We start from the raw sequence: 14,784 nt of genomic DNA on the forward strand, positions 1-14,784 counted from the left end.
CGAACGGAATCCGGATTTGACGTCACTGCAGATACTTCTGCTTCAATTCGATGATTCTGGCGACGCTCTCGTCGATTCGCTCTTCGGAAATTTTGCCGGAACGTACGGCCTTCTTGATCGCGTCGATGGCTTGGACCGCGTTTTCCGCTTCGTGCGCGACGAGAATGATATCGCTGCCGGCCAGCACCGACTGCACGGCAGCCTCGCCCAGACCGTAATTTTCCGCGATGGCCCCCATCGTCATATCGTCGGTCATCACGACGCCTTCGAAGCCGAGCTTCTCGCGCAGCAGGTCGGTGATGACGGCTTTCGACATGGACGAAGGATACTGCTTGTCCAGCTTGGGGAGCAGAATATGGGCGATCATGACGACATCGGCGCCTTCGGCGATCGCTTTTTTGAACGGAACCAGCTCCAGTTTGTCCAACTGGGCCGTGCTCTTGTTCACGACGGGAAGCGAGACATGCGAGTCGACGGAGGTGTCGCCGTGCCCGGGGAAGTGTTTGACGACCGGAATGACCTTTTTGGATTCGAGCCCCTGCATGACCGGAATGCCCAGTTTGGATACGAGCGCTGCGCTTGCGCCGAAGGACCGGTCGCCGATCACAGGGTTGTCCGGGTTGCTGTTGACGTCGAGAACCGGCGCGTAGTCCAAGTTGAACCCCTGGGACAGAAGCTGCTCGCCCAGCAGTTCTCCGACGGAGCGCGCATAAGCGGCATCGCCCTGTCTGCCGATCGCCGCGGCCGTCGGTACCTTGTCGACGCCCTTCAACCTGGCGACGCGGCCGCCTTCCTGATCGACGCTGACGAAAAGGGGGAGCTTGTCGTTCGGGTTGGCGGCCTGGATGCTTTCCGCAAACGCCTTGGTCTGCGGCGCGGACTCTATGTTGTCCGCATAGAAGATCACGCCGCCTATACGGCGTTCCCGAATAAGAGCCTTATCCGTTTGGCGCAGCGACCGGCCTTCGACGCCCGCGACGATCATCTGGCCGATTTTTTCGTCCAGCGTCATATCGGCAAGCGGAGAGTCCGCCGCTTCTTCGGGGGAAGGAGCGGCGCCGTCCGGCACGGCCGCCGCCGGCAGTTCCGCCGGTGCTGCGGCCTTTTCGTCCGCCGCGGCCTTTTTCGCTCCGTCATTCCCGGCCCGTGCCGGTCCGATCAGCGAAATATGATCGAGCGCGGGATTTTCGGCGTCTTCGCCGCCCGAGCCGTCCGCCTGGGAGGCTTCGGCGCTCCATGGCTTGGGCAGCACCCAGCGAAGCGTATAACCGCCTGGCAGGCCGTATCCGAGAATTATCTGATCGACTTTTTCGTCCTTGTACATTTTGACGCTGTCGGCTTGTCCGAGCTCGGACAGGATGTCGAGATAGCGAATCCCGCGGAGGCCCGCATCGTCCGAACGAAGGTCGGTCACGATGCCGTCCCGGTAGCCGACGGTCGCGAAGCGATCGGGATAATCGGCGTAGACCGCCTGTCCGCTCTGCGAAATCCGTTCCGGCGCCTGCCAGGCGGCTTCCACTTCTTCCGAGCTGGTTTTGCCGACGACGAAATTCGCGTCCGGGATGCGGCCTTCTCTCGCCAAGGAGACGAGTTCGGCGATGAGTCCGGCAGCTTCGGAGCCGGCGGAGGGATCTGCCTGAGCGCCGCTTTCTTCAGTGCCGCCTGTCGGTCCGGCGGCATCGCGAGCGGGAGTCTGAGCGGCGGTCTGCCGCGGGGAATCGTCCTGCTCTCTGAGCAGCAGCATGCCGCCGCCCGCGATGGCCAGCATCAGCAGCACGGCGGAAATCAATTTCCATAAAGGAGCGGAGCTCCGGGTCTTACGGGGCATGGACGGATAAGCTCCTTTCTGTGACGTTGCTTATATTCGGGAGGATCAGGTCGTCTCGCGAACGTTCAGACCGAACGCCAGCGGCTTCAGCGGAATCTGCCGGCCGAGCAGTCTCGGCGAGAGCAGCGCGAAAGCGTTGTAAGCTTGATCGCGGATCGGATTCTGCACGCTGGTCAGACCCAGCGTGCCGGCGATCTGCATATTGTCGAAACTGACGATGCGCAGCCGTTCGGGCACGCTCCAGCGGAGCCGCCGGGCTTCGCTGAGCACGCCCGCCGCGACGTAGTCGTTGGCGCATACGATGGCCTGGGGCGGTTCGGAGAATTCGCTTCGCCTATCGCCGGCGTCGGCCGCCGCCTCACGGAGCCGGGCCGAGTCTCCGCCGCCGTAGGCTGCATCGCCGGGGCCGCCGCCGGAGGCTGCGCTGACGCGGGCGCGCTCCGCCGAAGGCGGAGAGGCCGCCCGGTCCAGACGCGGCCTGAATGCCCGCTCGTCCGCGGATCGTGCGCCGCCTTCTCTCGCTTCTTCGCCGTCCGCCCGCCCGGCCGCCTCCAGCAGCCCCGGTTCGCCCGCGGCAGCTTCGCGCCGGGGGCGCGAAGCCCCGGAATTCTCCTCGGGCGCGCCGAGCAGCCGGCGCACGACCGCCTGCCCGTCTTCCAGATGATAGACGGACTTGAAATACCAATCGCGGCGGATTTCCAGGCCGCGCTCCTCCATCAGGTCCTCGTATGCCTGAATCCGCCGCTGCGTATTCAGGCTGCTCGGACGGCCGAACGCATTGGCGATCTTCGTCACGCCGAGCGACAGCAGATGCTCGACGGCAAGTTTGTATCCGTCGTACTGGTCCATCGCCACGGACGGAATGTCCGGGCGATCCATCCGCTGCCACGACACGATCGGTCCGTACTTGCCGTACGAGCTGACGACGGACAGATCGTTGACGCAGGTAATGATCAGCAGGCCGTCGACCCTTTTTTGCTTCAGATCCTCGAATGCCTGCAGTTCTCTCTGCCGGTCCGAGTCCGACGTATAGATGATCGTCTGGAAGCCGTGTTCGGCCGCGGCTTCGACGAAGCTGGTCATAAAGGGCAGGATCACTTCCGTGATGCCGGCCGTGATCATGCCGATCTGCATGGTCCGGCCTTTCGACAGGGAGACGGCATTGCGGTTCGGCACGTAGTCCATTTCTCGGATGACCCGCAAAATTTTCTCTCTCGTCTCCGGGCTGACATGGCGGGATTTGTTGAGCACGCGCGAGACCGTCGCCTTGGAAAAGCCCGAAAGTTTCGCGATTTCTTCAAGATTGGGCATAAAGTCGGCTCCTTGGGGTTGACGTGGAACGCGTTTCACGATTTATGCTGAACGCAAGAACTTCCTTTCCATTCTAACATATAGGAGTGATTGTAGATGAGCACGCAGTTCCCGGAAAACTTTTTGTGGGGCGGCGCGGTAGCGGCGAACCAGCTTGAAGGCGCATACGAGACGGACGGCAAAGGCTGGTCCATCCAAGACGTAACCCCGAAAGGCGGATTCGCCGGTCATGGGGGCGACCCGCTGATCACGGAAGCGCCGACGGAAGACAATATGAAGCTGATCGGCATCGACTTCTACAACCGCTACAAGGAAGACGTGAAGCTGTTCGCCGAAATGGGCTTCAAAGTATTCCGCACGTCGATCGCCTGGTCCCGCATTTTCCCGAAAGGCGACGAGACCGAGCCGAACGAAGCGGGCCTGCGGTTCTACGACGACCTGTTCGACGAATGCCGCAAATACGGCATCGAGCCGCTCGTCACCATTTCCCACTACGAGACGCCGCTGCACCTGTCCCGCGAATACGACGGCTGGGTCAACCGCAAGCTGGTCGACTTCTACGTGCACTATGCGACGACCGTGTTCAAACGCTACAAGGACAAAGTCAAGTACTGGCTGACGTTCAACGAGATCAACTCGATCCTCGAAGCGCCGTTCATGAGCGGAGGCATCTCGACGCCGAAGAAGCAGCTGAGCAACCAAGACCTGTACCAGGCGATCCACCACGAACTGGTCGCGAGCGCCAAAACGGTCAAAGCCGGCCACGAGATCAATCCGGACTTCCAAATCGGCTGCATGGTTCTCAGCATGCCGATCTATCCGCTGACGCCGAACCCGGACGACGTGATCCAAGCGATGGAATCCGATCACAAAAATATGGCCTTTGCCGACATCCACGTGCGCGGTCAATACCCGGGCTACATGAAGCGCTACCTGCGGGAAAACGGCATCGAGATCAAATTCGAGGAAGGCGACGAGGAAGCGCTGAAGCATACGGTCGACTTTATCTCGTTCAGCTATTACATGAGCATCTGCGAGACGGCCGACCCGGAGAAAAAGCTCAAAGGCGAAGGCAACCTGCTCGGCGGCGTGCCGAACCCTCATCTTCAGGCGAGCGAGTGGGGCTGGCAGATCGATCCGAAAGGGCTGCGCTACGTGCTGAACTCTTTCTGGGACAGATATCAGAAGCCTCTGTTCATCGTGGAAAACGGACTGGGCGCGGTCGACGAGCTGATCACGAACGACAAGGGAGAAAAGACGGTCGAAGACGATTACCGCATCAACTACCTGAACGATCACCTCGTGCAGGTCGGCGAAGCGATCGAAGACGGCGTCGAAGTGATGGGCTACACGACTTGGGGCTGCATCGACCTGGTCAGCGCGTCGACGGCGCAGCTGAAGAAGCGTTACGGCTTCATCTACGTCGACCGTCACGACGACGGCAGCGGCACGCTGGAACGTTACAAAAAGAAATCGTTCGGTTGGTACAAAGAAGTGATCGCGACGAACGGCAGAAGTCTGAAGCGATAAGGGAACGCTGCCGGGTCCGACCCGGCAGCGGACAGAAAAAGGGCGCCTCCCGAAGGAGGCGCCCTTTTTTGCGCATCGGCGAATCCCGCTACCGTTCTTCGTCGATCAGCCGCCGCAGCAGTTCTTTGCTCGCGGCGTCTTTTTCCCTTTTCGGGCGGCCGATGCGTTCGTAATCGAGCTTTTCGGCCAGCAGCTGCCGCGGGGTGAGCGAGCGGGCGGAGGTTCCGTTCAAACGGCGAACCCGCGGATCGAGACAGTCCGGCATCCAGATCCACTCGGGGATGCCGTCGGGAACGAGGGAACCGTCTTCGGCGTGCGTCAAATACAGGATTTGCACGTCGACGCCGTTTTTCCGGTAATCGATTTGTTTGTCGTTTATGACAATGCTCTCGAAACCGGCGGCTTCCAGCCTGCCGGCGATCGGCCGCTCGGCACTCAGCATGGCGACCAGATCGAGATCGTCGTGTTCGCGCAAAACGCGGCCGACCCGAAAGTCGATCGCCCAGCCTCCCCTCAGCCAGAACGGTTCGCCGATCTCGTCGAACAAATCGCCGATTTCGCGTAAAAGGCCCAGCTGTTTTTCGGTCTGAGACAAAGTCTGCATGTTTTTCCTCCTTAAGCGTGCCCGAGTGTGCTTGCCGTTCGGAACGCCCGTCTGCTTCTGCTTATGAATACATCGCCTGCGGGAGAAAGTTGTGCCCGAAGTGGGAGGGGACGGCGATTCGGGAGACCGGAGAGACGCGCAGACCTGGGGAAGCGTGGAAACCTGAGGAAACGAGCGGGCCCGGAGAAGCCTGGAAACCCTGGGAAACGAGCAGACCTGAATAAGCGCGGAAACCTGGGAGATTCGAGGGGGTTGAGGAGCAAAGGGAGATCGACCCGCGCCTCATCCAAATGGCATGGCTCGAAAAATAACTGCATATAAGCAGTTATTTGCAAGATAAGCGCCTCTTTTTGCAAAATAACTGCGCCAGAGCAGCTATTTTACGAAAAAGGACAAAAAAACAGCGCGAAATAGAAAAATAACTGCTCTCCAGCAGTTATTTTTAAGGAAAAGCCATTTTGGAGCGAAATAAGTGCTCTAGCGCAGCTATTTCGGAAAAGCCTCTATTTCGGACGGCGGGCGGTTCGCGGAAGTTCGAAAACGAATGTCGGCGATAGCCGGGGGCCGTTCGTGCCCGGATCCGCTCCGGGTGCGACTTTTCGCTGCTCTTCCGTCCCGCTTCGCCGCCGCGACGCTTACGCCCTGCCCCGTGTCTTAACGGCTTCGCGGGCCCCTCCGCGTCACTGCCGTTCGCCCGGGCTGAAGCCGCCCCAGCAGGCCCTTCGGCTTTCGCGGTCCCCTCGGGCTCCTCCGCGTCACCGTCGCTCGCCCGGGCTGAAGCCGTCCCAGCAGGCCCTTCGGCTTTCGCGGTCCCCTCGGGCTCCTCCGCGTCACCGCCGTTCGCCCGGCTGAGGCCGCTCCTGCGGGCCCTCAGGCTTTCGCCGCTCCCGCCGACGTTCCGCCCTCGGAACCGCCCGTCATGCGCTTGAAGCGCAGCAGCATATTCAGGCGCCAGTGCAGGATCATGCCGAACGCGAGGATGAAGAACACGCCTCCGGTCTGCGGCAGGGTCACGAACCGCTCGACGTAGCCGTGCAGCGCCAGGCGAATTACGATCAGCACGACGAGAATGATCAGGAACGCCTTGGAACGCTTCACGAACAGATCGCTGCCGATTTGCTCGAATTTGGTGCCCAGAATAAGCGGATACGCGAACAGGAACCAGCCGACGAGAAACGCCGCCAGCGCGCCCATCCAAGGGATCTGGATATCGCGAATGACGAACATGAAGAAACCGGTAGCCATGCCGATCGGAGGCATCATAATTTTTTTGACCGAGAGCGGACGCTTGCTGGCCTTCATCCGCATGAACAGCGCCATAAACGCCATGCCCGCGAAGAACAGGGTAAACAGCACGCTGAGCAGGATCGGATTCAGCGAGAAAAACTTATCGAAGATGGAGTTGATCCAATCTATCATTTATAGGCCTCTTCTCTTGATGGAATCGAAACGCGCGCCCGAAAAGACGCAGTCCCATTATATCATACCGATAAGGAGGTTTTTACCGCCGCCAACGCGGAGACGCAATTTTAGGGTAAAGTTATAGGAGAGACAGCAAATACCCAAGGCTTCCTTTTCGGGAGGCCGAGGCCGAACGGGGGACTCCAATGAGCAGCGGGAAAATATTGATTGCGGAAGACGAAATGGTGCTGCGTTTTTTGATTTCGGAAACGCTTGAAGAGGAAGGGTTCGACATCGACGAAGCCGAAGACGGGAAGCTGGCGATGGATAACCTGCGTTATAACGAATACGACCTGATCATCCTCGACTATATGATGCCGGAGGCCACGGGGATCGAAGTCTGCGAGTGGCTGCGCGCCGAAGCGGGAGCGAACTCGCAAAAGCCCGTCATTTTGCTGACGGCCAAGGCGGAGGAAAAAGATCGTCAGCGCGCCATGCAGGCCGGCGTGTCGATGTTCATCTCCAAGCCGTTCAGTCCGGTAGAGCTTGCGGAGTCCGTACGCAGGCTGGCCGCAGGCGGGCAGCCATGAAAAGGGCGGCTTCGGGAAGCCTGCCGCGCCGAATCGCTTACGGCACGATGGCGCTTTTTCTGGTACTCGGCGTGCTGCTTGCCGCGGCCGAATTCGCCCTGCACAGGCAGTATGCGGACGTTTCAAACGAAATGGACGACGCCATTGCCCGGTTGAATCTGCTGCAGGATACGGAGCGAAGCTTTCAGGAATCGGTCTCCTATTTGAGAGGCTACGCCGCTTACGGCCGGGAGGATTTGCGGGAGCGGACGGTTGCGGCGCATGAGGATTACGACCGGCTGTTCGCGAACCTGAGGGGGGCTTACGACGAAGAGTCGGGCAGCGCTTCCGCCGTCGACGGCTTGACGGAGCTTAACGGGAATTTCAACACGTATTCCACCCGCGCGTTGGAATTGATCGCGGCCGGTAACGATCCGGCCGTGAACGAATTGGCGCGCTCCAAGGGCAGTGCGCTCGTCGGCCAAATGGAGACGGAGTTCGCGGCGCTCGTCGACATGCAGCGCAGCCGGATCGTGGAACAGAGCGAGCGCAGCCGCGAGTTGGCGCGGATCGTCCTGATTGTGCCGGCGCTCATACTGGCCGCGGCACTGGCTGCGGCGCTTTTGCTGATTCGCTACTTGAGAAAGGCCTTCATCCAACCGGTGATGCAGGCCGAGCAGGCGGTGGCGGGCATCGAGCGCGGAGAGATCGTCACGCTCGACGGATCGTCCCGCGGCGACGAAATCGGCCGTCTTTTGGGAGGAATCGGCCGTATGGCCGACGGCATCCGAAATCGTCAGCTCGAATTGGAGAACAATTTGCTCCAGATGGAGGAGCAGCGGGAAGAGCTGGAAGCGCAAAATGACGAGCTGGAAGCGCAGAACGAGCAGATTCTCCAGCAGAGAAGCCAGCTTGAAGGGGCGCTGGGCCGGCTGACGCGCCGGGAAGCTCAGCTGGAAGCGATCAATGCTTACCAGCGTTCGCTGGTCGGCTCGACGGAATTGAACGACTTTTTGCATCAGGCGATCGAACAGCTGATCGTCGTGACGGGATGCGACGCGGCGATGCTGGTTATGCGGAGCGACCGGCTGACGCAAACGCCGACGACGGGATGGAGCGCGGACGATCTGCGGGAGAGCGGCGCCGAGGAAAGCGCCGCTGCGGCTTTCCGCGCACGCTTCGGCGAAGAACGCTATGACATGCTGTACAGCAGCGGCTATCCGGCGTCTTCGGCCGCGTCCTTCGGCGGCGAACCGTCGGGTCCGGCGCTGCAGGCGATCCGGATCAATCGCTCCGTCACGCGCCGGCGTCCGGTGTCGGGCGCCGAAGCCGGCGCCCACGGCGCTTACGAAACGGCCGTCGATACGTATTATCCGGTATACGACGGAGACGGGGAAGAACGCCCGGCGGGCTTCCTGATGCTGACGACGTACGGCGGCCTTTCCGCGGCGGAAGGCGAGGAGGAACTGGCCGAGGGGATGGTCCGGCAGTTTATCGGCGCTCTGTTTGCGCAATTGACGCAGGCGGAACGTCAGCGTCAGCGCAGGGAATTGGAGCAGAAGAGCCGCGAGCTGGAGCAGGAGAAACAGAATCTGCGCAATCAGCGCGACGCCACGCAGAAGGTTATCGACTCCATTCACGAGGCGCTGGTCGTCTGCTCGCCGGACGGCGAGATTCTGCTGTGCAACCGAATCACGGCCGAACTGCTCGATCCGGCCCTGCGTCCGGGAACGAACTTTATCGGGATGATGGAGGAACTGCGCGGGACGCTCGGCCTGCCGGACGATGCGGGAGAACGCCTTCGCGACGCCCTGAACGCGGAAGCGGGGGATTTGCGCGCCCGATACGCTTTCGAGCCTCCGGGCCGCCCGGCCCGGTATTTCGAAGTGTATGTGCAGCGGATCGAAGACGTCGTGTGGGGCAGCGTCAAGTTGTTCGTTTTCCGCGATCGCACGAAAGAAGAGGAGACGAACCGGCTGCGGGACGAATTCGTCAGCGTCGTTTCGCACGAACTGCGGACGCCGCTGGCCAGCATTCTCGGTTTTTCGGAAATTATGCTGAACCGCAGCGTGAAGCCCGAGAAGGCGCAAAAATATATCAGTACCATTCACGGGGAAGCGACCCGGCTGTCCGGCCTGATCGGAGACTTTCTCGATCTGCAGCGGATCGAAGCGGGGAAGCAGAGTTATCGGATGCTTCCGCTCGATTTGAAGCCGCTGACGGAGGACGTAGCCGCCCAATGGGACGGGCGTGCGGGGCACGCCGTGCGCCTGACCCTGCCGGAAGGCGTCTGCGCGGTGCGCAGCGACGGCGACCGGCTGAAGCAGGTGCTGCATAATCTGCTGAGCAACGCGGTGAAGTACTCGCCCGGCAAAGACGTCGTCGACTGCGTCCTGCGTCCGGAAGACGGGCGCTGGGTCGTGGAGGTCCGGGATTACGGGCTCGGCATTCCCGAGGACGCGAAGCCGAAAATGTTCGGCAAGTTTTACCGGGTGGACAACTCGGATCGCCGCCAGATCGGCGGGACGGGCTTGGGCCTGGCGATCGTGAAAGAAATGATCGAGGATCTGGGCGGCGAAATTTCGTTCGATTCCGTTCTCGGGGAAGGCAGCACCTTCCGTTTCGCCCTGCCCGCTCTGGATCTTCCGGCCGTCGACGAAGCCGTGCTGGTGCTGGAGGACGACGCCAGCCTGGGCCGCCTGATCACCGAAGCGTTCCGCGAAGACGGCCTCCGGACGGCGCTGTTCCCGGAAGCGGAAGCGGCGCTTCTCGCGCTGAGCCGGGCTCCGGCGGATAAGCCCCCGGTGCTCTGCGTCGTGGATCTGTCCCTGGCCGGGGAGTTGAGCGGATGGGACTTTATCCGGAAATTGACCGAAGAAGGCGAACGGAGCCGCCTGCCGATCGTCATCTCCTCGGCGCTCGATCCGCCCGCGGGATACGCGGAAGCCGAACAGGAGAAGTATTTGCGCAAGCCGTTCACCGTCAAAGAGCTGCTCGAGCTCGGACGGCGCCTGATCGAGCGTCCGCCTGCCCGAACGGCGCTGGCTCTTGCGGTGCCGGACGGCTCCCTGGCCCGGGCTTCGCTCGAAACGCACGGTTTGGATATCCGTCAGGTCGAAGCGAACTCGGAATTCGCGATCGCGGAAATCGGGCCCGAAGATGAAGGAGGTCCTGTATGAACAAGTATCAAAAGCTGTTTACCAACCAGGCGGCTGAAAATTTGGGCCGGATGCTGGAACCCGGCGCCCGGACGGACGAACGCACCGTGTACCGGATGCTGCATTCGATCAAAGGCACCTCCGGCACCATCGGGCTGCAGGAGTGGTACGAAGCGGCCCTTCGCCTGCTCGAAGAATTTCAGGAGGAAGGCGACCGTATTTTCGCGGGCGAAGAATTGAACCATCGGCTGGCGGAACTCCGGCGGCTGCTTCAAGAGTCCGGCGGAGGCGAGACTTCCGCGGAACCTGACGGCAAAGGCGCGGATGCCGCCGGCTCAGTCCCCGAATCGGCTGCGCCGCGAAGCCTGCGGGACGCGGTGACGAAGCGGGGCGGAGGAGCCGTCGAAGCGGGAACCGCGTCGGAGGGCACGACCGCGCGGGAGCGGGAAGAAAGCGAAGAGCGCCGGCTGCGGGAGCTCGAAGGCGGCGCGTCCGAAGCGGAGGCGGCCGAAGGCACGGTCCTGCTGCTCGACGACGATCTGGGACTGCTGACGCTGCTGAAGGACGAATTGGAAGCCCGGGGGTTCACGGTGTTCGCGACGCCCCGTTTCGATAAGGCCGTGGAATGGTTTTACGAGATGCGGCCGGATTGCGCCGTGCTTAACGTGCTGATGCCGGAGCAGAGCGGTTTCGACCTGATGGAGCGGCTGCGGGAACTGTGCGACCGTTACATGATTCCGGTCGTGCTGATGACGGCGAAGACCGACGACGCGACCCGGATTCGAGCTTACGAAGACGGGGCCGACGACTTCCTGACCAAGCCGCTGAATCTCGAGGAGTTTGTCGTTCGGATCCGGCGTCTGATTCGCCGGCGCCGGCGCCTGACCGGTCAACTGCTGCTCGATCAGACGACCGGCGCTTACGGCATGCCGTTCCTGGAGCGGGAGCTGACGCGTCAGATCGGTCTGCTCGAAGATCCGCAGGAGCGGCTTGCCGTTACGGCCGTGCAGTTGGAAGGGCTGCGCCGCCTTAACGAACGGACGGGCTACCGCGAAGGCGATCGGCTGCTTCGGGCCTTCTCGGATGCCGTTCGGCGGCGCCTGCGTCCGCATGACGTCTGGGCGCGGGATCGGGCCAGTCGCTTTTTCCTGCTCCAGCCCGGCTTGAGCGAAGCGCAGAGCGCCGCTTTTTTGCAGGACGTGTTGCTGAAAGAGAATTTGCCCGAGCTGCTCGGGGCCGACGAAGTGAGCGCCGTTTACGGGATCGCCGAGGTCGGCGCGGGAATGTCCCGCCAGCAGGCGCTGGCCGGAGCGGTGCGCGCGCTCGACGCGGCGCCCCGCGCGGAGGCGGAAGACTCGGAATCGGATTCGGCCGGTTCGCTCTCCCGGCAGCTCCGGCTTGCCATCATCGACGACGATTCGCTGATCCGTACCATTTTGGAGCGGCAGCTTCAAAGCCTCGAAGAAGAATACGAGCTGGAAATTCGCGGTTTCGCCGACGGCGAAGAATTTCTGAGCGACCCGTGGCACGTCGGCGGGTCCCGCTATCTGCTCATTCTTGATCGGATGATGCCGAGGATGAACGGAATGGAAGTGCTGAGTCGGCTGCGCGGCGGCGGATACGACCCGGTCTATACCGTGCTGATGCTGACCGGCGTCGGCGACGAACGGGGCATCGCGGAAGCGATCCGGGCGGGAACGGACGATTACATGACCAAGCCTTTCAGCATGGTCGAGCTTGAAGCGCGTATCCGCCGCCTGCTCGGAAAGGTGGGGACCGGATTATGAGCGACGCCAGCATCCTGCGCATGCTCTGGATGGCCGTCGCCCTGCTGATCGCGCTGATCGGACTCACCCTGTTTTATCTGGTCGAGCGCAAGATCAGAAGGACCCGCTACCGGCAGCAGGTGGCGGAAGCGGTCGACAGATTTGCCGCGCCGGATTCTCCGCTCGCCGAGTATCTCGGCAGCGGGGAAAGATCCCGCCGGCTGTCCGCTTCCGGGGAAGGGCTGCGGCGCGAAGCGCTGGAAGAAGCGCTGTTGAGCCGATTGGCGGTCAGCGCTTCGCAGACCGAACGGGAGCGAATCTATGATTTCGCGGCGCAGCATTTCGGCGAGGAGTACGAGTACCTGCTGGGAAGAAGACGTTGGAGCGACCGAATGAACGTCCTGCTGCATATCGAAAGGTTCAAGATGGGCCGTCTGAAAAAAGCCGTTCTCGACCGGATCGAACGGCTGGACATGCGGCCCAAGCATGACGACGAGCGATTTTTGCTGGTTCGCACGCTGGCTTCCCTTCAGGCCGAGGAAGCGCTCGATTACTTGGACGTCGCGGCGGAACGTTTTTCGGAACTGCAGCTGATGCAGGTTCTGCGTCCGCTGCGCGGCGAGCTGCTGGATCGGCTGATTCGCGGCTTTGACGAACTTCCGCTTCGGATTCGGCGCTGCCTGCTGGATACGCTGAGACTGGGCAATGCGCGTACGACCGAAGTGCTGGAACTGCTTGAACGTTCCATGCGTTCGGAAGACAGGGAGACGCGCATCCGGGCACTGAAAGCGCTGGCCAACTTCGGTTATATGACTCCGGAAGCCGCGGATAATCTCGAAGCCCGCATGGCCGAGGGAGAAGCGGTCCTGTGGCCCGAACGGCTGATGCACGCCCGTTTGGCCGGCGCCATTCGCGAAGAGCGCTTCGTGCCGTATTTGGAACGCATGATGGCGGACCCGTCTTACGAGGTACGCCGCGAGGCCGCTTCTTCGCTGTCGCAATACCGGAACGGGCTCGAGCGGATCGGGAAGATCGCGGAGGAGCACCCGGACCGCTTTGCCCGGGATATGGCCGTGGAGACGCTGGAAAGGAGGGCTTATGAGCGGAACGTGGGTTGACGTCTTTATGGAAGCGCACCGGATAATCGGCATTCTGATCATCATCTATGTGGCGATGTCGGCCGCCGTTTATTTGTTTTTGACCGCCGCGGCCGCGTTCAGCTTGTGGCGCGACCGGGACTTGAGCGAAATTCAATACAGCACCGTGCTGGAGACGGAACTCGTCCCGCCGCTGAGCATTATCGTGCCGGCCTACAACGAAGAAGTCAACATCGTCGGCAGCGTGCGCTCCCTGCTGAGCATCAATTACAAGCAGTTCGAAATCGTGGTCGTCAACGACGGCTCGAAGGACAAGACCGTACAGATGATGCTCGAAGAGTTCGATATGACGGAAGTGAAGGGGCGGGTGCCGTTTTCGGGCTTGAAAAAGGAAACGAAGCCGCTGCGCGCCGTATACCGTTCGCTCCGGCATCCCAATCTGGTGCTGGTCGACAAGGAAAACGGCGGCAAGGCCGATGCGCTGAACGTCGGGATCAACGTATGCCGTTATCCTTACTTCGTCTCTCTCGACGGAGATACCGTGCTCGACACGGACGCGTTCATCAAGGTGGTCAAGCCGATCATGGATGCCCGTCCGGGCGAAGAAATCGTGGCAACCGGCGGCAGCGTCGGCATCGCGAACGGCAGTACGGTCGACAGCGGTTATCTAAGCAGCGAGAGCGTCCGGCTGTCGAATAAGCCGCTTGTCGTCATGCAGGTCGTGGAATATCTGCGAGCTTTCCTGATGGGAAGAATCGGTCTCAGCCGCTATAACATGCTCCTGCTCGTCTCGGGCGCGTTCGGCGTGTTCAAAAAAAGCTGGGTCGTCGAAGTCGGCGGCTACGAGACCGGCACGATCGGGGAAGACATGGAACTGACCGTTCGCCTGCACGAATTGATTCGCCGGAAAAAAAGCAAAGCGCGCATCGTGTACGTGCCCGAGCCGGTCTGCTGGACGGAAGCCCCGGAAAGCTTTACCATTTTGAAGCGGCAGCGGACAAGATGGCACCGGGGACTGTACGAAAGCCTCAACTCGCACAAAAAGATGATTCTCAATCCCAAGTACGGGCGGGTAGGGATGCTGTCGATGCCGTTCTTTCTGTTCATCGAGCTTCTGGGCCCCCTTGTCGAGCTTCTGGGCTATTTCACCGTCGTATTCGGTTTCTTCCTGGGGCGGATCAACATCGAAATTTCGCTGCTGCTGGCGCTCGTCATGCTGCTGTTCGGTTCGCTGATGTCGACGATGAGCGTGCTGTTCGAGGAATGGAGATTCCACAATTACAATCGGATTTCGGATACGTTCCGGCTGTTCTTCTATGCGCTCTCCGAGTCGTTTTGGTACCGTCCGGTCATGACCTGGTGGCGGACCCAGGGGCTGTTCCAGGCGATCCGGGGCAAAAAGCACGGCTGGGGCGAAATGACGCGGGTCAACGTGCTGGGCGCCAACAAGAAACCGAACGCGATTCCGGGCACGAATCCGGCAGCGAATCCGGTTCCGCCGGAGAAAAAGGAGTGAGCCG

10 protein-coding genes are annotated in these 14,784 nt (G+C 61.2%); 6 read left to right on the top strand and 4 right to left on the bottom strand.

All coding sequences use genetic code 11. The features are described from left to right. Positions 1–22: 22 nt before the first annotated feature. Both nagZ and GYN08_RS23845 read right to left on the bottom strand, forming a co-directional pair. Positions 23–1,828, bottom strand: a complete 1,806-nt coding sequence (nagZ, locus tag GYN08_RS18845; RefSeq protein WP_166277567.1) for a beta-N-acetylhexosaminidase — start codon at positions 1,826–1,828, stop codon at positions 23–25. A 45-nt stretch (positions 1,829–1,873) separates the two neighbouring features. Continuing rightward, positions 1,874–3,139 (bottom strand): LacI family DNA-binding transcriptional regulator, encoded by a 1,266-nt coding sequence (locus GYN08_RS23845; protein ID WP_235946390.1) that lies wholly within the window; start codon positions 3,137–3,139, stop codon positions 1,874–1,876. Positions 3,140–3,235: 96 nt separating this feature from the next. Here GYN08_RS23845 and GYN08_RS18860 point away from each other — a divergent pair, with 96 nt between their 5' ends. Next, on the top strand, positions 3,236–4,669 hold the full coding sequence (locus GYN08_RS18860; RefSeq protein ID WP_166277569.1) for a glycoside hydrolase family 1 protein: 1,434 nt from the start codon (positions 3,236–3,238) through the stop codon (positions 4,667–4,669). 88 nt (positions 4,670–4,757) lie between these two features. Here the strand turns inward: GYN08_RS18860 and GYN08_RS18865 are convergent, their stop codons facing one another. Both GYN08_RS18865 and GYN08_RS18870 read right to left on the bottom strand, forming a co-directional pair. Beyond that, positions 4,758–5,273, bottom strand: a complete 516-nt coding sequence (locus tag GYN08_RS18865; RefSeq protein WP_166277570.1) for a nucleotidyltransferase domain-containing protein — start codon at positions 5,271–5,273, stop codon at positions 4,758–4,760. Positions 5,274–6,143: 870 nt separating this feature from the next. After that, complete coding sequence (locus GYN08_RS18870; RefSeq protein ID WP_166277572.1) at positions 6,144–6,692, bottom strand: CcdC family protein; 549 nt, start codon at positions 6,690–6,692, stop codon at positions 6,144–6,146. A 188-nt stretch (positions 6,693–6,880) separates the two neighbouring features. Here GYN08_RS18870 and GYN08_RS18875 point away from each other — a divergent pair, with 188 nt between their 5' ends. The 5 genes from GYN08_RS18875 to GYN08_RS18895 are packed head-to-tail and all read left to right on the top strand — an operon-like array spanning position 6,881 to position 14,780. Further along, positions 6,881–7,264 carry a response regulator transcription factor gene (locus GYN08_RS18875; RefSeq protein WP_166277574.1) on the top strand — a complete coding sequence of 128 codons (384 nt, stop codon included), beginning with the start codon at positions 6,881–6,883 and terminating at the stop codon, positions 7,262–7,264. After that, a complete protein-coding gene (locus tag GYN08_RS18880; protein ID WP_166277576.1) occupies positions 7,261–10,422 on the top strand; it encodes an ATP-binding protein in 3,162 nt (1,053 codons plus the stop codon). Before GYN08_RS18875 ends, GYN08_RS18880 begins: the two co-directional genes overlap by 4 nt. After that, positions 10,419–12,188, top strand: coding sequence for a response regulator (locus tag GYN08_RS18885; protein ID WP_166277578.1), 1,770 nt, complete (start codon positions 10,419–10,421; stop codon positions 12,186–12,188). Before GYN08_RS18880 ends, GYN08_RS18885 begins: the two co-directional genes overlap by 4 nt. Further along, positions 12,185–13,285 carry a HEAT repeat domain-containing protein gene (locus GYN08_RS18890; RefSeq protein ID WP_166277580.1) on the top strand — a complete coding sequence of 367 codons (1,101 nt, stop codon included), beginning with the start codon at positions 12,185–12,187 and terminating at the stop codon, positions 13,283–13,285. The genes GYN08_RS18885 and GYN08_RS18890 overlap by 4 nt, the downstream gene beginning before the upstream one ends. After that, the gene (locus GYN08_RS18895; RefSeq protein WP_166277582.1) at positions 13,266–14,780 is read left to right on the top strand and encodes a glycosyltransferase family 2 protein; all 1,515 of its coding nucleotides are present in this window, start codon (positions 13,266–13,268) and stop codon (positions 14,778–14,780) included. The genes GYN08_RS18890 and GYN08_RS18895 overlap by 20 nt, the downstream gene beginning before the upstream one ends. Positions 14,781–14,784 lie beyond the last annotated feature (4 nt).

The organism is Saccharibacillus alkalitolerans (genome assembly GCF_011090185.1).
GTDB lineage: Bacteria > Bacillota > Bacilli > Paenibacillales > Paenibacillaceae > Saccharibacillus > Saccharibacillus alkalitolerans.